This window comes from Dactylosporangium salmoneum (assembly GCF_039532525.1).
Classification (GTDB): domain Bacteria; phylum Actinomycetota; class Actinomycetes; order Mycobacteriales; family Micromonosporaceae; genus Dactylosporangium; species Dactylosporangium salmoneum.
Window position 1 is genome coordinate 17,510 of the sequence record NZ_BAAARV010000130.1, and the last position, 17,878, is coordinate 35,387.

Below are 17,878 nucleotides of genomic sequence, written 5' to 3' on the forward strand. Positions count from 1 at the left end.
AACGGCCGCGCCGGTGGCGCGCCGCGACGGCTGGGCCGACGCCGGTCAGCGCTCAAGGAGGGTGCGCCATTTGCCATTACGCGCTCTCGTTCGGGGCGGTGATTTCGGCCGGGTGCTGGGATAATTGAATCCATGGGGCAGCTGCAATTGTTCACCAGGAGCGAATTGGCTGCCATGCGGGACCGGACCAGGTCGCGTCGTTATTGTCCGGCGAAAGAGCGGTTCCGTCGGGAACATGAGCGGCATCGCGCCTGGGGTTTGGCCAAGCGGCACGCCGAGCGGCTGCGCCGCGTGCACGGTGACGCCCCGCCACCGGCTGGCGACCAGCAGGAGAGTGCGGTGCGTGAACCGGGGCCGCCCCCGGATACGGCACCTGAGCAGATCGGACATCCTGCCGACCATCCCGCCGAGGGCAGCCGGGCGCATGACGGTGACCCTGCGCAGCCCGGCCTTGGCTCGAAGCGTCGTGGCGCACCCGGACCACTACTGCGCAGGCCCGCCGGTGCGGCAACAGGTGCAATGGTGACCAGCAATATTCGGTTATCGGCGTATTGCCGTCGTCGTTGGACAATGCCACGCACGCCAGGACGTCATTTCCTGCAAGTCCGCCGAAACAACTGCTATCCCAATGGACCGCCGCCGCCGATTCCCGGACATCCCGACAACGCGTATCGCTGCGAGTTGCGAGCGCGCCCGAGCGAAGGCAGGCCCGAGAGCGGGCTCTGTGATCGGCGCTCCCTGCCGGGCGTCGAGGCGCCGCTCGGCTGCGTCGGCCTCGGCCCGGGCGCGCAGCCGGCGACGGATCGTGGCGGCCGTGGCGGAGCGGCACGGGTTCCTGGAGGGCGAGGATGCCGCCGTGGCCGCCGAGTGGCGGTCAGCGGGGGCGGGCGGTGCTGGCGCGGACGATCAGCTCCGTCGGCAGGCACAGGTGGCCGGCCGGGGCCGGGGTGTCGTTGCGCGCCGCCTCGATGGACTGCGTCAGTGCGGCCGCGGCCGCGTGTCCCTTCGCCTGGATGTCCTGGCGGACCGTGGTCAGGGGCGGGCGCAGGCGGGCCGAGCCCGGGCTGTCGTCGAAGCCGACCACCGACAGGTCCTCCGGCACGGACAGGCCCGCGTCGGCCGCGGCCGAGACCACGCCCTGGGCCATGGCGTCGGAGAAGCACAGGATCGCCGTCGGCGGCTGCGGGGCCTCCAGCAGGAGGCGCGCGGCCTGGTAGCCCGACTCGGGGTCGCCGTGCGGGCGGCGGGCGATGGCCGGCTCGATGCCGGCCGGGGTCAGGGCGTCGAGCCAGCCGAGCAGGCGGTGGGTGCCGACGAAGCCGTCGATGATGTCGTCCGGGGCGACCAGGCCGTGCGCGCCGCGGACGCCCGCGGTCACGATGCCGATGCGGCGGTGGCCGAGGTCGACCAGGTGCTGGGCGGCGGCGCGGGCGCCCTCGCGGTCGGCGACGTTCACGGCCGGGACGCCGTCGGCCGGGATCTGGTCGATGAAGACGAGCGGGATCTTGCGGCGCAGGAGCCACTCGACGGCGGTGGACTCGGGGTCGCAGGAGTACACCAGGGCGCCGTCCATGGCCACGTCGCGGGCCGGGACCACGCCGCCGCTCGTGGCCGTGGACAGCAGGGTCAGGCCCAGGCCGGTCGGGGCCAGCTCGTCGGCGATGGCGCCCAGGAACGTGGTGGCCACCTCGTCGGCGAAGGCGCCGCTCAGCGTGTCGGTCAGCAGGAGGCCGACCGCGCCGACGGTGCCGCGGGCCAGGGCCCTGGCGGCCGGATCGGGCCCGACGTAGCCGAGCTCATCCGCGACCGCCAGGATCCGGTCGCGCAGCGTGGGGGAGAGCTGGTCGGGCCGGGAGAACGCATTCGAGACCGTCATCCGGCTCACCCCGACCCGGTCGGCGATCGTCTGCAGGGTCACCCTCCCCACCGCAACGCCTCCCATAGCTCGGGTTCTTTCCCGAGACCTTAACGCGCCGGTGCCGGGGCGACCGCCTCGGCCGCCCGGCGCAGTGACTCGGCCAGTGCCCAGCGGGCCCGCGCGACCCGCGGCGGGCGCACCGGCACGTCGTGCTCGACGGTCGGGGCGCCGGGCAGGGCGCTGGCGTACTCGAACTCCTCGCCGTTGAAGCTGGGGCCGAACGAGTCGGACAGCGCGGCCTGGGACACGACCAGGGCGAACGGGAACGTGCTCATCTGACATCTCCTCTGTACCGGTATAGCGAACCTATACCGGTACAGTACGCCGACCGGCCTTTACCGGTCAAGCCGTTATTGGCGACGGCGGATGAGCAGCAGCGACAGGCCGGCGACGACCACGACCGCGCCCCCGGTCCACCACAGCCAGGTCGCCGATCTGGAGTCCGGGGCGGGCGGTGCGGCGGCCGTGGTGGCCGCCGGCGGTGGCGCGCAGGTCGTCGAGGACGGGGCCGGGGAGGCGCCCGCCGCGGCCACGTGCAGGGTGCCCTCGCAGCGGCCGATCGCCGGGGTGCCCATGTCGGCCACGACCGTCCAGTCGCCCGGGGTCAGAGTTCCGGAGTACGTCACCGCGTCCCCGTTGCGCCTCAGCGGCACCGGCCCGACGCGCTGGCCGGTGCTCGACGTCGCCAGCATGGTCATGCCGATCGGCTCGGTGACGGGGTGCCGGTCCTGCCAGACCGCGGTCAGCCAGACCGAGCCGGCCCCGTCCCCGTGCAGCGTGAGGATCACGCCGGCGTGCCCGTAGGCGTCGTCGGCGAACGTGAAGACGGCCAGGCAGACCGCCAGCAGGCACGCCGCGGCCCGGCGCCACAGGGACGCCGGGCCGGGACGGAGCGATGCAACCGTCATGCCTGCTGCGGGACCCAGCTCTGGTACTTCGCCCCGCTCGCCTTCTGCAGCACCAGCAGGCGGCTGCCGAAGTACTCGTTGTTGCTCACGCCCACGACGAGCCCCGCCGGGGAGGCGAGCGTCACGCCGTACGAGGTGCGCTGGACGCTCCAGTGCAGCGCGGCCCCGCAGTCGCCCTGGACCAGGGTGGCCCCGACGGCGTCCTTCCCGCCCGCGGTCGTGAGGCACTCGTTGGTCGCCTTCGAGCGCAGCACGAACGCGTTGCCGGCCGGCTCCAGCTTCCACTGCTGGTTGGCGCCGCCGTGCTTGCTGTACAGGATGATCGGCGTGCCGGCCGCGTGGCGGGCGCCGAAGACGTCGGCCACCCCGCCGGTGAGGCTGTTGCCGAAGGTGAGCCAGGTGCCGGCGGCCGGGCTGGCCGCGGCGGTGGTGTGCATCGCCACCGTGGTGGTCCAGGGGGTCAGCGCGCCGTTCTGCGAGAGCGAGATGCCCACCTGGTAAGCGGTGTCGGGGCGCATGCCGACGATGCGGACGGCGGTGGAGCCGACCACGCCGATGGAGCGGCCGTTGAGCACGACGGCGTACCGGCTGCCGGCGGCCGCCGCGTCCCAGGACAGGCGAACAGAGGTCGCGTCGACAGCACTGACCTTCAGCTCCTTCAGGCCCGTGGGGGACTTCGTCGGCGTGGGCGTCTGCGTCGGGGTCGGGGTCGGGCTGCCGGTCGTCGGCGACGGCTTCGGCGAGGCGGTCGTGCGCGACGGCGTCGGCGTCGGCGACGCGGTGGTCTTCGACGGCGAGGGCGACGCCTTGGTGGGCGACGGGGACGGGGGAGGCGTGGTGCCGCCGTCGCCGCCGGCGATCAGGAACTGGTTGTTGGCCACGTTCCAGTTGGTCGCGAGGTAGCTGCCCGGGCTCGGGTTGGTGTTGTAGTAGTCGTCGTGGTTGCAGTCGAGCCGGTTCTCGTGGGCCTTGTCGGCGCACTTCACCGAGGTCTTGAGCCCGCCCGAGTCGTTGTAGCACATGATGTCGTACTCATCGAGGCAGTGCCCGGCCTTGCTGGAGTTCGGGGCGTTGTTGTTCACCGCGCCGAGGTTGTGGCCCAGCTCGTGGGCCGCGACGCTGGCCGCCCAGCAGCCCGAGTCGCTGCGGCCGTAGCCGGGGCCGCCGTTGCTGCGGTTGCTCGCCCCGGCCTGGGTGTCGCCGGCGAAGGTGCCGATGCCGCAGTACACGGTGGCGTCGCCGAAGATCATGTACTTGCGGTCGGTGCGGTTGTAGCCCAGCGACTTCAGGCCGTTGATGGTGGCGTCGAAGGTGGCCATGCCGCCGGCCGGCAGCTCGACCTCGCGCACGTCGACCTTGCAGTCGGCGGTGGTCACGAAGCGCACGTGCCGCTCGCCGCCGGTCTCCTGGGCGCTGGCGTTGTAGATGGTGTCGACGCCGGCCGACCAGGTCCGGAACGACTCGAGGTAGGCGCTGAAGCGGCTCGCCGTGCCGGCGTCGCGGACGTACAGCACCTGCACCCGCTTGCCGGTCACGCCGTCGCCGTCGCAGGCGACGCCGGCCGAGCCCATGGTGACCGCGGCGCTGCCGTCGGCGGGGGCCGAGTCGGCCAGCACGGCGAAGCCGCCGTCGGAGCCCGGGGCGACGTTCTCGTCGGCGAGCACGGTCTGCTCGGCGGGTGCGGCGGCGGTGTCGGCGTCGGGCACCGACTGCTGGGTGGCCGCGGCGACCGGCTTGACGTCGGCCTTCACGGTCAGGCCGGTCGGCGGGGCGTCCGGGCCGTGGCTGCACTGGTCGCGCTCGGTGAGCTCGTAGCCGCCGACGCAGGGCTCGCCCTTCTTGGCCGGGGTCAGGCCCTGGTACACCAGGCCGAGCTCGGGGTTGTCGGCCGGGACGCGGCTGATCGCGGTCGGGCCGCGGTCGCGCTCGTGGAACAGGGACTGGAAGGCGCCAGGTCCAGCGATCGCCGCGCCCGCGCCGAGGACGACGACACCGGCAGCGGTGACGACGCGGCGTAGGAGGCGGGACTTCTCGGGTCGCGCTTGCACGCTCGGGTCCTCCGGAGGGGAAGAGGGCGCGCGCGGCGGGGGCAGGCACAGGGCAGAGGTACCGGCCCCCGGCCGCGCGCTGGACGCCGGCCTTCGAGGGTGGCAAGGCGGGTGAATGCCGGTCGTCCACGTGGGAACGCGCCGACCATAGCCATCGGCCAGGTGTCCGTTCCAGCCCGAACGGGGCAGTTAAGGCACATCTAATCCAGACTTGTTCCCGCCATATGTACGGCGGTCTGCCTATGCCTTCTTCCAGCGCGAACGGCGTTCGGACGGCTCCCGGGAGAGGCGGCCGACCAGCCAGCGCGACGGCGACGGCTCCTCCTTCGGGGCCGGGTCGGCGTCGGCCATGACGATCACCACGCTGGCCCCGCCGAGCGCCCCGGTGCCGATGTTCACGGTGCCGTTGCCGGCCACCGCGACCCGCCGCACGATGTCCAGGCCCAGGCCGGTGGAGCCCTGCTGGCTCTCGCCGCGCTGCATCGCCTTCTCCGGGTCGGGGATGCCGGGGCCGCCGTCCTCGACGCGCAGCACCACGTAGCCGTCCTCGCGCCGGGTCACCGTCACCTCGAACGGCACGCCCTGCGGGGTGTAGCGGATGACGTTGCCGATGAGCGCGTCCAGGGCCGCGGCCAGCTCGCTCTTGGGCACGGTGACCGGGGCCGGCGCGTCCACGCCGATCGCCTTGCACTCGCGCTCCTGGTCGCCGGCGACCGCCGACCAGAACATCATCCGGTCGCGGACCACCTCGGCCACGTCGCAGCCCTCCTCGCCGGTCGAGGCGGCGGCGCCGTCGGCCCGCTCGCCGCGGTCGGGGGTGGGGGAGTGGGCGTCGATCGGCTCGCGCATGGCCCGGATCAGCTTGTCGATTTCCACCTCGAGGGCGGCGATGGCGTCCCGGATGCGCTCGGCGTCCTGGGAGTCGTCGAGGGTCTCGGCGTCCAGGCGCAGCGCGGTCAGCGGGGTGCGCAGCCGGTGCGAGAGGTCGGCGACCAGCTCCCGCTCGTTGGACAGCAGGGCCATGATCCTGTCCGCCATGACGTTGAGCGCGAAGCTCGCCTCGGACAGCTCCCGGGGGCCCTGCGGGTCGATGCGCACGTCGAGGTAGCCCTCGCTGAGCGCGCCGGCCGCGCCGGCCAGCTGCCGGGCCGACATGATGATCTTCGCGGCCAGCCGGTCGGCGACCCAGACGGAGGCGATGATGAGCCCGAGCGCGACGGCGCCGAGCGCCCACCACGCCCCGGCCACCCCGTTGTCCAGCTCGGACTCGGGGATGAAGACCTCGACCACGGCGGTGCGCCCGGAGCCCAGGTCGACCGGCTCCAGGTAGGACTCGCCGCCGGGCACGGGGGCGATGACCGGGGCGGCCTGGTCGGCGGCCCGGCTGAGGTCGCCGGGGCGGGCGTGGCCGGTGCCGATCTCGGTGCCCTCGTCGCCGAGGTTGTGCACGGAGACGCGGGTCACCGCCGGCCCGCCGGTGCTGGCGATGGCCCGCTCGATGCTCAGCGGGTCCGTGGTCACGGTGAGCACCGCCACGACCACGGCGGTCTGGCGCTCGGCGTCGGCGAGCGCGCGCTCGCGGGCGAGCTGCTGGACGACGAGCCCCAGTGGGATCAGGAAGGCGAGCGCCACCATCGTGGTGACCGCCGCGGAGACGTAGGCGAGGGTGCGCCTCAGTCCGGGGCGGCGAACCTGAAGCCCACGCCCCGCACGGTGTGCAGGTATCTGGGCGCTGACGCGCTCTCGCCAAGTTTCCGGCGTAGCCAGTACAGATGCACGTCGATCGTCTGGTCCTCGCCCACTGAGGGTTGCCGCCATACCTCCTCCAACAGCTCACGGCGTGAGACCACCCGGCCGGGTCGGGCGGCGAGGTACGCCAGCAGGTCGAACTCCTTGCGGGTCAGGGTCAGCGGCTCGCCGTGCAGATACGCCTGGCGCTGGCCGATGTCCACCCGCAAGCCTCCCACCTCGATGGCGGTGGGCTCCTCGCGGCTCGCCCGTCCGGTGCGGCGCAGCACGGAGGTCATCCGGGCGTCGAGGTGGGCCGAGGTGAACGGCTTGATCATGTAGTCGTCGGCGCCCGCCTTGAGCAGCCGGACGATCTCCGCCTCGTCGTCGCGGGCGGTGGCGATGATGATGGGCGTGTCGGCGATGCCGCGCAGCATGCGCAGCGCGTCCGCGCCGTCCAGGTCGGGCAGGCCGAGGTCCAGCACGACCAGGTCGGGGGTCTCGGCGGCGAAGCGGCGCAGCGCCTCCAGGGCGGTGCCGACCGCGTGCACCGTGTGGCCCCGGTCGGTCAGGGAGCGCAGCAGGGCGCCCCGCACGACATGGTCGTCCTCAACCAGCAGCACCGTGGCCATGCGAAGAAGGTACTGCCTGTGGCAAGTGGGGGCCTCCCCGGTCGATGGACGAATCCGACATCTCGGTTCTTTCGCCCGGGTTTTGTGGCGGTCATCCCTCGTTCGCCGCAACTTCGGCGCGTTCGGGTACAGGTGGACGGCCGGTCGGTGCCCGCATGACAGCTGGTCAACCACCTGGCGGCTCAACCACCTGGCGGCCGGCGGCGGTCTAGAGGTGCTCGGGGCGTAGCCCGACGCCGATCACCCGGGCCGGGATCGCGCCCAGGGTCGGCGAGCGGTCCAGCAGGCGCATCGCCAGCGGCGGCCGGGCCGGCCGGCCGTTCACGGCGGGCGTGAGCACGGCCCGCTGCAGGGCCCGCTGGATGAGCTGGGTGCCCGCGGTCGGCAGGCTCCGGCGGTGCTGGACGCCCGCCAGCTCCCGCTCGGTCGGCGGGCGCCCCTGCTCGAACGCGGCGACGATGACCCGGGCGGCGGCCACGGCGTCCTGGATGGCCAGGTTGATGCCGACCCCGCCGATCGGGCTCATCGCGTGCGCGGCGTCGCCGATGAGCAGCGCGCCGGGCACGTGCCAGCGGTAGAGCCGGTCCATGCGCACGGTCAGGGTGTGCACGTCGTCCCAGTCGCGCAGGTCGTCCACCCGGCCGGTCAGGTGTGGCACGCTCTGCACGATCGCCGACCGCAGCGCCTCCAGCCCCGCCGCGCGCACCCACTCGTCGCCGCCCTTGGGCACCACCAGGCCGATCTGCCAGTAGTCGCCGCGGTCGATGCCGATGAACATCCGGCCCTGGTCGACCCGGCCGATCAGGCCGTCGGGGTCGCCGGGCTCGCGGCGCAGGCGGAACCACAGCACGTCGATCGGCACCCCGTAGACCTTGGAGCGCAGGCCGAGCTCCCGCCGTACCACCGAATGACGCCCGTCGCAGGCCACCGTCAGCGGGGCGTGCACCTCGAGCGGGCCCTGCGGCGTCGTCGCGCTCACCCCGACGACCCGGCGGTCGCGCCGGTTGACCGCGACCACCTCGCACTCGCGGTGCAGCGCGAAGTCGCCGTGGGCCGCGAGCAGCTCGAGGAAGTCCCACTGGGGGAGCATCATGACGTACGGGTGCGGCGCGCGCAGCCGGGAGAAGTCCACCGGCCGGTAGGTGCCCCCGGCGTAGGTGACCTGGATCTGGCGCATGATCCGGTGCGGCAGCCGCTCGAGCTCCTCGCCCAGCCCGAGCTCGTCCATGAGCTCCAGCGTGGAGGGGTGCACGGTGTCGCCACGGAAGTCGCGCAGGAAGGTCCGGTGCTTCTCCAGCACCACGGCGTTCACCCCGCGGCGGCCCAGCAGCAGGCCCAGGACCAGCCCGGCCGGCCCGCCGCCGACAATGCACACATCGGCCTTCAGGATCATGGCTCAGCCCTCCAGCAGCCGCCCGATCACCTCCAGGGCCTGCTCGACGTCGGGCTCGCCGTCGGCGATCGCGTCCGCGTAGAGGAAGCTCTCCGCGATGCGCACGAGGACGAACGCGAGCGTGCGCACGTCCAGGCGCGGGGCGAACGCGCCGGCCCGCACCTCCTCCGTGAGCAGCCCCTCCAAGTGGTTTACCACTCGCCGCTGCACCACACCGCGTTTGGAGGTGAGAATCCGCAGCGCGGACTCCGGCTCGGTGGCCAGGAAGTGGCGCAGGCTCGGCTGGTCCCACACGGCGTTGAGGAAGTGGCCGATGACCGCGACGATGCGCTGCGGCCCGCGCAGGCCCTCGGCGGCGCTGACCGCACGGTCGAGGTTGCGGTCGGTGAGGTACCACAGCACGTCGCCGAGCACCTGGTCCCGCCCGCCCGCGCGGCGGTAGAGGGTGGCCCGGCCGATGCCCAGCTCCACGGCGAGGGAGCGCATGTCGACGCGCTGCTGGGCCAGGAACCGCCGCAGCGCCGCGTCGAACACCTCATCCGGCGGCATGGGCGGGCTGATCGGCCGCCGGCGCCGCGGTCAGCGTCGCCGGGTCGGTGTTGGCCCCGCACAGCACCACGACCGTCGTGCCCGCGGCGTGCTCCAGCGCGGCGAAGGCGGCCGCGGCCCCGTGCTCGACGGCCAGGCGGTGCTCCCGCCACAGCCGCAGGCGGGCCGTCACGATCGCCTCGTCGCTCACGAGGACGCTTTCGATGCCATGGCGTACGGCGAGATCGAAGGCGATCCGGCCGACCCGGCGGGCGCCGAGAGAGTCCGCGGCCACGCCGCTCACCCGCACGTCCACCGGCGCCCCGGCGGCCAGGGCGGCGTGCAGCGTCGGCGCCTGCTCCGGCTCCACGGCGACGATCCGGACCCGGTCCCCGACGGCGGCCGCGATCCCGCCGACCAGCCCGCCGCCGCCGACCGCGACGAGCACCGTGTCGGCCTCCGGCAGCTCCAGGCCCAGGGTGCCCTGCCCGGCGACGATCTCGGGCTGGTCGTAGGCGTGCACGAACAGCGCCCCGGTCTCGGCGACCCGCACGGACGAGGCCGCGTACGCCTCCGCGTACTCCCGGCCGTGCTGGTGCACCTCGGCGCCGTACTCGCGCAGCCTCGCCACCTTGGTCGCCGGGGCGTTGCGCGGCACGAACACCTCGGCCCGCACGCCGAGCCGGGAGGCCGCGTAGGCGACGCCGAGCCCCGCGTTGCCCCCGGACGCGACCACCACCCCCGCCTCCGGCAGGGCGCCCGCCTCGGCCGCGGCCAGGATCCGGTTGAACGCCCCGCGGGCCTTGAACGACCCGCTGTGCTGCAGCAGCTCGAGCTTGAACCACAGGCCGGGGCGCACCTCGTACGACGGGGTGTGCCGGATGTGGCCCCCGATGCGCCGGGCGGCGGCCTCGATGTCTGTCCTGTCCACCACGCGGATCACCCTAGCCCGGCGCCGTGGCGCCCAGCGCCCCCCGCGAACCGGGCCGCGCCCTCACCGGCCCCGCGGGCGAGGGAGTCCACGCCGTAGCGCCACTCCGCCGCCAGCCCGTCCGCCACGTCCCGGTCCAGCGCCTCGTACAGCGAGAGCCGGTCGTTGCGCAGGCAGGCCTGGGGCAGCGCGGCGAGCTGGGCGGCCAGCTCCTCGGCGGCGGCCCGCGCGGTGCCGGCCGGCACCACCCGGTCGGCCAGCCCGATGCGGTGCGCCTCGGCGGCGTCGACCGGCCGCCCGGTGAGGATGAGGTCGAGCGCCCGCCCGGCGCCGATCAGCCGGGGCAGGCGCACGGTGCCGCCGTCGATGAGCGGCACGCCCCACCGCCGGCAGAACACCCCGAAGACGGCGTCCTCCTCGACGACCCGCAGGTCGCACCAGATCGCCAGCTCCAGCCCGCCGGCGACGGCGTGCCCGGCCACCGCCGCGATCACCGGCTTGCCCAGCCGCATGCGGGTCGGCCCCATCGGCCCGTCCCCGTCCGGCTCGACGCGGTTGCCCTCGCCCGCCGCCACCGCCTTGAGGTCGGCCCCGGAGCAGAAGGTCCCGCCCGCGCCCCACAGCACGGCCACGGCCGCGTCCGGGTCGGCGTCGAACTCGCGAAAGGCCGCGGCCAGCGCCTCGGCGGTCGCCCGGTCGACGGCGTTACGGGTCTCGGGCCGGTCGAGCACCACGGTCCAGACGGCTTCGCGGCGCTCCGTGCGTACGGTCATACGGGCTAGTGTCGGTGATATGGCGCAGGCACAGTTCCAGGCGGAGACCTCGGCCCGCGGCGAATTCGTCCGCCAGGCCAACCGGTTCACCGGCCGGGTGACGGCCGAGTCCGGCTCAGCCCCCGGCGAGGGCCCCGACGAGCAGGACCGCTGGCCCCTGGAGGCCGGGCGGTACCGCCTGATCTGGTCCCGGGCCTGCCCGTGGGCGCACCGGGCGGTGATCGTCCGGGGCCTGCTGGGCCTCGAGGACGCGATCTCCCTCGGCACCGTGGACCCGATCCGCGACGATCGCGGCTGGCGCTTCACCCTCGACCCGGGCGGCCGCGACCCGGTGCTGGGCATCGAGTTCCTGGCCGAGGCGTACCTCTCCACCGACCCCGGCTTCCAGGGCCGGGTGACCGTGCCCGCCCTCGTGGACACCGTCACCGGCCGGGTGGTCACCAACGACTACCCCCAGCTGACCCTGGACTTCTCCACCGACTGGGCCCCGCTGCACACCAAACACCCCCACCTGCTCCCCGCCGACCTGCGCCCGGAGATGGACGCGCTCATGCGCGAGGTCTACGAGGACGTCAACAACGGGGTGTACCGCTGCGGCTTCGCCACCAGCCAGGAGGCCTACGACGAGGCGTACGGCCGGCTCTTCGCCCGCCTCGACGCGCTGGAGCAGCGGCTGCGCCGGCAGCGGTACCTCTTCGGCGACCACGTCACCGAGGCCGACGTGCGGCTGTTCACCACGCTGGTCCGCTTCGACGCCGTCTACCACAACCACTTCAAGTGCAACCGCAACAAGCTCGCGGAGATGCCGGAGCTGTGGCGCTACGCCCGCGACCTGTTCCAGCTGCCGGGATTCGGCGACACGGTCGACTTCGACCACATCAAGCAGCACTACTACGGCACGCACCCGCAGCTCAACCCGAGCGGCATCATCCCCGCCGGCCCGGACCTCTCGGCCTGGATCTCCTGACCACTACAGCCCCGGCGGGTCCTGGCCGTTCGGCGTGGACGACCTGACCTCGGCCTGGACCACGGCGCGGGAGCGCCGGGCCGAGGGCAGGTAGATCTCCTCGGCCACGCTCATCAACCCGCCACCGAGCCCGCGCCGGCGGATGCGGCGGGCCAGCAGCACGCATCCGCCCATCACGACCGCCAGCGCGGCGGCGACGATCAGCATCGCCCGGAGTCCGTCCACGGCCTCACCGTAGCCGAGCCGAGGCCGGCCGCGGGTTCAGCGGCGGGCGGGACGCCGCCGCCGGTACGAGCCCCAGCGCCCCGACGTCCAGGCACCGGCGCCGGCGAGGTGCAGGGCGATGCACAGGAAGCCGGCCAGGCTCAGCGTGCCGACGTCGAGAATCGGGCCGGTGTTGGCGCCGAGCAGGTCGATCAGCAGGGCGACCGCGAACAGGATCGCGGCGATCACAGCGAACACGTCAGCCTCCGGGGGAGTGGCCATATTTCGGTGATCGCTGTCTACCCAAGGGGGCCGAAAGCTAATCGATGCCCAGCAGCGCCCGCAGGCCCTCCCGCCCGGCCGGGGTCACCTTGACCGCGCGGCTGGAGCCGATGCGTACCACCCAGCGCTGGGCCATGAACCGCTCGCACAGCCGCGCACCGGCCACGCCGGCCAGGTGCGGGCGGCGCTCGGTCCAGTCCAGGCAGCCGCGGGCCAGCGGGCGCTTCGAGCGCCGCAGGTCGGCCGGGTCGAGGCCGGCGTCGGCGGTGAGCCAGGCCAGGCCGGCGTCGGTGAGCGCGAAGCCGGCCCGCTGGTCGAGCAGGCCCTTGGCGGTCATCGCGTCGGCCACCGCCACGCCGAGCTCGCCGGCCAGGTGGTCGTAGCAGGTGCGGGCCCGCTTCATGGCCGCGGACGCGGCGGCCTGGCGCAGCCCCCGGGCCGGCGCCGCGGCCGGGGCGAGGTGCGCGGAGAGATCCTCGATGAGGTGGGCGACGGCGGGGTCGGCGAGCCTGACGTACCGGTGCCGCCCCTGCCGCTCCTCGGCGAGCAGCCCGCCGCCGATCAGCCGGTGCAGGTGCTCGGTGGCGGTGGACCGGGCGACCCCGGCGTGCGCGGCCAGCTCGCCCGCGGTCCAGGCCCGCCCGTCGAGCAGCGCCAGGCACATCGCGGCCCGCGTCTCGTCGGCGAGCAGGCTCGCGAGCCGGGCCAGGTCGGCGGCGTCGGTGGTCATGCACCCAATCCTCCCGCGCGCACGCTTCGGCCGGCGCCGAACGGTTGCGGGCCTAGCGTCGAGGTATGCGTACCGTGAGCGCCGACCTGCTGTCCGACCCGTCGTACCTGGTGCCCGAGGCGCCGCCCGCCGAGGAGGGGATCGGGTGGCTGCGCTCGGCCGTGAGCCGGTTCAGCAACGGCGACGTGCACGCCCGGCGGCGGGCCCTCGTGGAGGGGCTGATCGCGGGCATCGACCCGGAGCCGCTGCGGGCGCCCTACGCCGGGCATCCCGCCGGCCGGCTCGCCCTCGCCATGCACGTCACCGCGGACGTGGTGCAGGACGTGCGCACGGTGGCGGCGGCGTACCAGACGGGGGACGCCGCCGCCGACGAGGCCGTCGAGCGGCTCGTCGCGGTGTTCGGCGGGGCGCACGACGAGCGGACCGCCGCGCACATCCAGGTGCTCGTCCAGGCCTGCGACGCCACGGCCGCCCTCGTCGAGCTGGCCCGCACGGGCCGCCACGACCCGCCCGTGCCCGCCACCAGGAGGGTCGGGCCGGACGGCGAGACGGTGCTGGTGGCGCTGGACGGGCACCCGTTCGGGGACGGGCCGCGGGCCTGCCCGGGGCGGGCGCACGCGCTGGCCCTGGTGGAAGGGGCGCTGGGATGACCGCGTTCGCCGAGCTGCACCGGCCCGGGGACCCGCTGCTGCTGGCCAACGTCTGGGACGTGGCCGGCGCCAAGGCCCTCGCCGCGGCCGGGTTCGCGGCGGTCGGGACGACCAGCCTCGGGGTGGCCGCCGCGCACGGGCTGCCCGACGGGGAGAACGCCAGCGCGCCGGAGACCATCCGGCTCGTCGCCCGGCTGGCCGCGGTGCCCGTGCTCGTGTCGGCAGACCTGGAGCGCGGGTCGGTGCACAGCGCGGTGGCGGCGGCCGAAGCGGGGGCCGTCGGCGTCAACCTGGAGGACGGGCTCGGCGACGCCGGCGCGCACGCGCGGCTGATCCGGGACGTCAAGCGGGAGGCGCCGGGACTGTTCGTCAACGCGCGCACCGACACGCACTGGCTGCGCCGCGGCGACCTGCGGGAGGCCCTGCGCCGCGGGCGGCTGTACCAGGACGCCGGCGCCGACGGTGTCTTCGTCCCCGGGGTGTCCGGGCTGCCGGACATCTCGGCGCTCGTGGAAGCACTGGACGTACCGTTGAACGTCCTGTATGGACAGCAGCCGGTGCGCGACCTCGCGGACGTGGGCGTGGCGCGGGTCAGCATGGGCTCGTTGCTCTTCCGGGCCGCCCTCGCCGCGATCACCGAAACTGCCGCGGCGGTACGGCGGGCAGAACCCGTCCGCCCCGGCCTGCCCAGCTATCGCGACGTCAACGGCTGACTGCTGGCCCGGCGGACCAGGACCGCCTCGACCGGCTCGACCCGCGCGGCCCCGTCGGCGTTGTCGAGGGCGAGGGACATCGCGCGGGCGCCCATCTCCGTCAGCGGCAGGCGGACGGTGGTCAGCGCCGGGGTCACGTCCCGCGCGATCGGCATGTCGTCGAACCCGATGAGCGAGATCTGCCCCGGCACGTCGATCCCGCGCTCCCGCAGCGTGGCGAGCGCGCCCACGGCCATGGAGTCGTTGAGCGCGACGATCGCGGTCAGGTCGGGCGAGGCGTCGAGCAGCGCGGCGGTGGCCTCGGCGCCGCCGTCGCGGTCGAAGCCGGCGTAGGCGATCCGCTTGGACGGCAGGGTGCGGCCGGACTCGCGGGCGGCCCGGCGCAGCCCGGCCAGGCGGTCCGTGGTGGTCGTCAGCACCCGGGGGCCGGCGATCACCCCGACCTTGCGGTGCCCGGTGGCGAACAGCTCGGTGCCGGCGAGGTACCCGCCCTCCTCGTTGGCCGGCATGACCGCGTCGCCGGGCAGCTCGTGCCGGCCGATGACGCTGACCCGCCCGCCGGTGCGGGTATAGGCGGCGAGCTTGCCCTTGAGGGCCTTGGTGAAGGCGGCGTCGTGGTAGCCGGAGCCGGCCAGCACGATCGCGGCGACCTGCTGGGCCCGCAGCAGCTCCACGTACTCCAGCTCGCGGGCCGGGTCCCGGTAGCTGTTGCAGATGATGACGAGCCGGCCGTGCGCGGTGGCCACCTGCTGCAGGCCGCGGGTGATCTCGGCGAAGTACGGGTCGGAGACGTCGTGCACGATCACCCCGACCGCGGTGCGCTGGGCCCGGGCGAGCAGCTGGGCGTGGGCGTTGGGCACGTACTGCAGCTCGTCGACGGCCCGCAGCACCCGCGCCCGGAGCTCGTCGGTGACCAGCTTCGTGCTCCCGCTGATGATCCGGGATGCGGTAGCCGGTGACACGCCCGCGCGGCGGGCGACATCGGCGAGCGTCGCCATCGTTGACCCCTCTCCATTGACCCGCGCTCAGCGTACCGGCTAGCCTCAGGAAAGCGTTTTCCTGCGTTGGGAGTTGCCGATGAAATCCCACTTGCCGGGCGCGGTCGGCGTGTCGCGGCTGTCGGTGTACGACACCGGTGCACCCGACGGGCTGCACGGGGGCACGCCGCACATGCACCTGACGTGCTCCGAGGGCTACGTCGTCACCGCCGGCGCGGGCCGCGTGCAGACGCTGTCCGGGTCCGGTTTCCGCGAGGTCGAGCTGCGCCCGGGCACGGTCGCCTGGTTCCGGCCGGGCACCATCCACCGGCTCGTCAACGAGGGCGGGCTGCAGATCGTGGTGCTCATGCAGAACAGCGGCCTGCCCGAGGCCGGCGACGCCGTGCTCACCTTCCCCCCGGCCGTCCTCGGCGACCCCTCCGCGTACCAGGCGGCGGCCACCTTGCCGGGCGGGCCCGACCTGGCCCCGGCGTTGCGGCGGCGCGACCTCGCCGTCACCGGCTTCCTGGCCATGCGCGAGGCCGCGCCGGCCGCCTTCGAGGACTTCTGCCGCGCGGCCGCCGCCCTCGTCGCCCCGAAGCTGGGGGACTGGCGCAAGCGCTGGGAGGCGGGCGCGCTCGACGCCGCGCTGGAGACCGGCCGGCAGCTCGACGCGCTGGAGAAGTCCGACCTGTCCCACCTGGCCCAGGGCGGCATCTCGGTGCTGCCCGGCCCGACCGAGTCCGGCAAGCACGGCATGTGCGGGCTCCTGCAGACGTACCTCCCGTAGGAAGGATTTCCGTGAACCGCGTTCCGATCGGCATCGTCCTCAACGGCGTGACCGGCCGCATGGGGTACCGCCAGCACCTCGTCCGCTCGCTGCTGGCCATCCGGGAGGAGGGTGGCCTGCCGGCGGGCGACGGCCGGCGCATCTGGCCCGAGCCGATCCTCGTCGGCCGCAACCCGGCCAAGCTGCAGGAGATCGCCGAGCGGCACGGCCTGACCGACTGGACCACCGACCTCGACGCCGCCCTGGCCCGCGACGACGTGCAGATCTACTTCGACGCCCAGGTGACCCAGCAGCGGGAGAAGGCGATCCGGGCCGCGATCGAGGCGGGCAAGCACGTCTACACGGAGAAGCCCCTCGCCGACGACACCGCCGCCGCGGCCGACCTGTGCCGGGCCGCCCGCGCCGCCGGCGTCAAGCACGGCGTGGTCCAGGACAAGCTGTTCCTGCCCGGGCTGCGCAAGCTGGCGAGGCTGGTGGAGGGCGGCTTCTTCGGCCGCATCCTGTCGGTGCGCGGCGAGTTCGGCTACTGGGTCTTCGAGGGCGACTGGCAGGCCGCCCAGCGCCCGTCGTGGAACTACCGGGCGGCCGACGGCGGCGGGATCGTGGTGGACATGTTCCCGCACTGGCAGTACGTGCTGGAGCGCATCTTCGCCCCGGTCCGCTCGGTCCAGGCCACGGTGGCCACCCACATCCCGTCGCGGGTCGACGAGTCCGGCGCCGTTTACGAGGCCACCGCCGACGACGCCGCCTACGGCATCTTCGAGCTGGAGGGCGGCATCGTCGCCCAGATCAACTCCAGCTGGGCCGTGCGCGTGTACCGCGACGAGCTGGTCGAGTTCCAGGTCGACGGCACCCACGGCAGCGCGGTCGCGGGCCTGCGCGAGTGCCACATCCAGCACCGCGGCGCCACCCCGAAGCCGGTGTGGAACCCGGACCTGCCGGCGACGGAGCGCTTCCGCGAGCAGTGGCAGCGGGTGCCGGACAACGAGGTGTACGACAACGGCTTCAAGGTGCAGTGGGAGGCGTTCCTGCGGCACGTGGTGGACGACGCGGCGTTCCCGTGGGACTTCGCGGCGGGGGTGCGGGGGGTGCAGCTGGCGGAGCTCGGCCTGGAGTCGGCCCGTACTGGTCGCCGCCTGGAGATCCCGGCCCTCGACCTCTGATCGCGTTGGGTATCCGATATGTCCGCCACTTCGTGACGGACATATCGGATTTTTCGGGTACGCCCGGTTCGGCGCGGCTCGGTTCAGCTCGGCGGTGGTCATGCTCGCTCGGCGGTGGTCATGCTCTGCGGTGGTCATGCTCGCTCGGCGGTGGTCATGCTCGCTCGGCGGTTTGCGTGGCTTCTCCGCCGCGGCGGTTGCGTGCTGTGGCTGGGTCCGAAGCTGCGGGTGGGTTCGAACGCGGTGCGCTGCGCCGACCCGCGCCCTTTTTGCGGCGTGGGCGGGGGGTGTTGGCGGAGAGGCGGCGGCCTGTTGCGCTCCGCGGTCGGGCGGGCCGGGGCGGAATGCTGCGGCGTGTCGCGTGTTGCGGGGCGGGCGGGGGTGAACGGAGAGGCAGCGGCTCGTTGCGCTGCGCTGCGCGGTGTGGGCGGGCTGGGCGGAATGCTGCGGCGTGTCGCGTGTTGCGGGGCGGGCGGGGGTGAACGGAGAGGCAGCGGCTCGTTGCGCTGCGCGGTGTGGGCGGGCTGGGCGGAATGCCGCGGC

Annotated in this window: 19 protein-coding genes; 5 read left to right on the plus strand and 14 right to left on the minus strand. The window is 74.1% G+C overall.

Annotated features, from left to right (window positions below; translation table 11 throughout):
• Positions 1-874: 874 nt before the first annotated feature.
• The 10 genes from ABD352_RS52995 to ABD352_RS53040 all read right to left on the minus strand — a co-directional run bounded on the left by ABD352_RS52995 (position 875) and on the right by ABD352_RS53040 (position 10,859).
• A complete protein-coding gene (locus ABD352_RS52995) occupies positions 875-1,918 on the minus strand; it encodes a LacI family DNA-binding transcriptional regulator (protein ID WP_344620294.1) in 1,044 nt (347 codons plus the stop codon).
• A 47-nt stretch (positions 1,919-1,965) separates the two neighbouring features.
• The gene (locus ABD352_RS53000) at positions 1,966-2,193 is read right to left on the minus strand and encodes a hypothetical protein (RefSeq protein ID WP_344620295.1); all 228 of its coding nucleotides are present in this window, start codon (positions 2,191-2,193) and stop codon (positions 1,966-1,968) included.
• 75 nt (positions 2,194-2,268) lie between these two features.
• Positions 2,269-2,826, minus strand: a complete 558-nt coding sequence (locus tag ABD352_RS53005; protein ID WP_344620296.1) for a hypothetical protein — start codon at positions 2,824-2,826, stop codon at positions 2,269-2,271.
• On the minus strand, positions 2,823-4,874 hold the full coding sequence (locus tag ABD352_RS53010) for an RICIN domain-containing protein (protein WP_344620297.1): 2,052 nt from the start codon (positions 4,872-4,874) through the stop codon (positions 2,823-2,825). Before ABD352_RS53010 ends, ABD352_RS53005 begins: the two co-directional genes overlap by 4 nt.
• A 240-nt stretch (positions 4,875-5,114) precedes the next feature.
• Positions 5,115-6,509: a sensor histidine kinase gene (locus ABD352_RS53015; protein ID WP_344620298.1), complete on the minus strand. Its 1,395-nt coding sequence runs from the start codon at positions 6,507-6,509 to the stop codon at positions 5,115-5,117.
• A 38-nt stretch (positions 6,510-6,547) separates the two neighbouring features.
• The gene (locus tag ABD352_RS53020; protein ID WP_344620299.1) at positions 6,548-7,234 is read right to left on the minus strand and encodes a response regulator transcription factor; all 687 of its coding nucleotides are present in this window, start codon (positions 7,232-7,234) and stop codon (positions 6,548-6,550) included.
• A 208-nt stretch (positions 7,235-7,442) separates the two neighbouring features.
• The gene (locus tag ABD352_RS53025) at positions 7,443-8,621 is read right to left on the minus strand and encodes an FAD-dependent oxidoreductase (RefSeq protein ID WP_344620352.1); all 1,179 of its coding nucleotides are present in this window, start codon (positions 8,619-8,621) and stop codon (positions 7,443-7,445) included.
• A 9-nt stretch (positions 8,622-8,630) separates the two neighbouring features.
• The gene (locus ABD352_RS53030; RefSeq protein ID WP_344620300.1) at positions 8,631-9,176 is read right to left on the minus strand and encodes a QsdR family transcriptional regulator; all 546 of its coding nucleotides are present in this window, start codon (positions 9,174-9,176) and stop codon (positions 8,631-8,633) included.
• Positions 9,163-10,089 carry a threonine/serine dehydratase gene (locus ABD352_RS53035; protein ID WP_344620301.1) on the minus strand — a complete coding sequence of 309 codons (927 nt, stop codon included), beginning with the start codon at positions 10,087-10,089 and terminating at the stop codon, positions 9,163-9,165. Before ABD352_RS53035 ends, ABD352_RS53030 begins: the two co-directional genes overlap by 14 nt.
• 5 nt (positions 10,090-10,094) lie before the next feature.
• On the minus strand, positions 10,095-10,859 hold the full coding sequence (locus ABD352_RS53040; RefSeq protein WP_344620302.1) for a crotonase/enoyl-CoA hydratase family protein: 765 nt from the start codon (positions 10,857-10,859) through the stop codon (positions 10,095-10,097).
• 19 nt (positions 10,860-10,878) lie between these two features.
• Between ABD352_RS53040 and ABD352_RS53045 the strand changes: the two genes are divergently transcribed.
• The gene (locus tag ABD352_RS53045) at positions 10,879-11,826 is read left to right on the plus strand and encodes a glutathione S-transferase family protein (RefSeq protein ID WP_344620303.1); all 948 of its coding nucleotides are present in this window, start codon (positions 10,879-10,881) and stop codon (positions 11,824-11,826) included.
• Positions 11,827-11,829: 3 nt separating this feature from the next.
• Here ABD352_RS53045 and ABD352_RS53050 read toward each other — a convergent pair whose 3' ends face one another.
• The 3 genes from ABD352_RS53050 to ABD352_RS53060 all read right to left on the minus strand — a co-directional run bounded on the left by ABD352_RS53050 (position 11,830) and on the right by ABD352_RS53060 (position 13,042).
• Complete coding sequence (locus ABD352_RS53050) at positions 11,830-12,051, minus strand: hypothetical protein (RefSeq protein ID WP_344620304.1); 222 nt, start codon at positions 12,049-12,051, stop codon at positions 11,830-11,832.
• A gap of 36 nt (positions 12,052-12,087) precedes the next feature.
• Entirely contained in the window at positions 12,088-12,288 is a 201-nt protein-coding gene (locus ABD352_RS53055) for a hypothetical protein (protein WP_344620305.1), read from the minus strand.
• A 61-nt stretch (positions 12,289-12,349) separates the two neighbouring features.
• Complete coding sequence (locus ABD352_RS53060) at positions 12,350-13,042, minus strand: ArsR/SmtB family transcription factor (protein ID WP_344620306.1); 693 nt, start codon at positions 13,040-13,042, stop codon at positions 12,350-12,352.
• A gap of 65 nt (positions 13,043-13,107) precedes the next feature.
• Here ABD352_RS53060 and ABD352_RS53065 point away from each other — a divergent pair, with 65 nt between their 5' ends.
• Together ABD352_RS53065 and ABD352_RS53070 are read left to right on the plus strand one after the other, a co-directional pair.
• Positions 13,108-13,692 (plus strand): hypothetical protein, encoded by a 585-nt coding sequence (locus tag ABD352_RS53065; protein WP_344620307.1) that lies wholly within the window; start codon positions 13,108-13,110, stop codon positions 13,690-13,692.
• Positions 13,689-14,405, plus strand: coding sequence for an isocitrate lyase/PEP mutase family protein (locus tag ABD352_RS53070; RefSeq protein ID WP_344620308.1), 717 nt, complete (start codon positions 13,689-13,691; stop codon positions 14,403-14,405). The genes ABD352_RS53065 and ABD352_RS53070 overlap by 4 nt, the downstream gene beginning before the upstream one ends.
• On the opposite strand, the gene ABD352_RS53075 is transcribed toward ABD352_RS53070, so the two are convergent.
• Positions 14,384-15,403 (minus strand): LacI family DNA-binding transcriptional regulator, encoded by a 1,020-nt coding sequence (locus ABD352_RS53075; RefSeq protein ID WP_344620309.1) that lies wholly within the window; start codon positions 15,401-15,403, stop codon positions 14,384-14,386. The two genes, ABD352_RS53070 and ABD352_RS53075, sit on opposite strands and share 22 nt — an antisense overlap.
• Positions 15,404-15,482: 79 nt before the next feature.
• Between ABD352_RS53075 and ABD352_RS53080 the strand changes: the two genes are divergently transcribed.
• Both ABD352_RS53080 and ABD352_RS53085 read left to right on the plus strand, forming a co-directional pair.
• Positions 15,483-16,172: a cupin domain-containing protein gene (locus tag ABD352_RS53080; protein ID WP_344620310.1), complete on the plus strand. Its 690-nt coding sequence runs from the start codon at positions 15,483-15,485 to the stop codon at positions 16,170-16,172.
• An 11-nt stretch (positions 16,173-16,183) separates the two neighbouring features.
• A complete protein-coding gene (locus ABD352_RS53085) occupies positions 16,184-17,335 on the plus strand; it encodes a Gfo/Idh/MocA family protein (RefSeq protein ID WP_344620311.1) in 1,152 nt (383 codons plus the stop codon).
• The last annotated feature ends 543 nt before the right edge of the window (positions 17,336-17,878 follow it).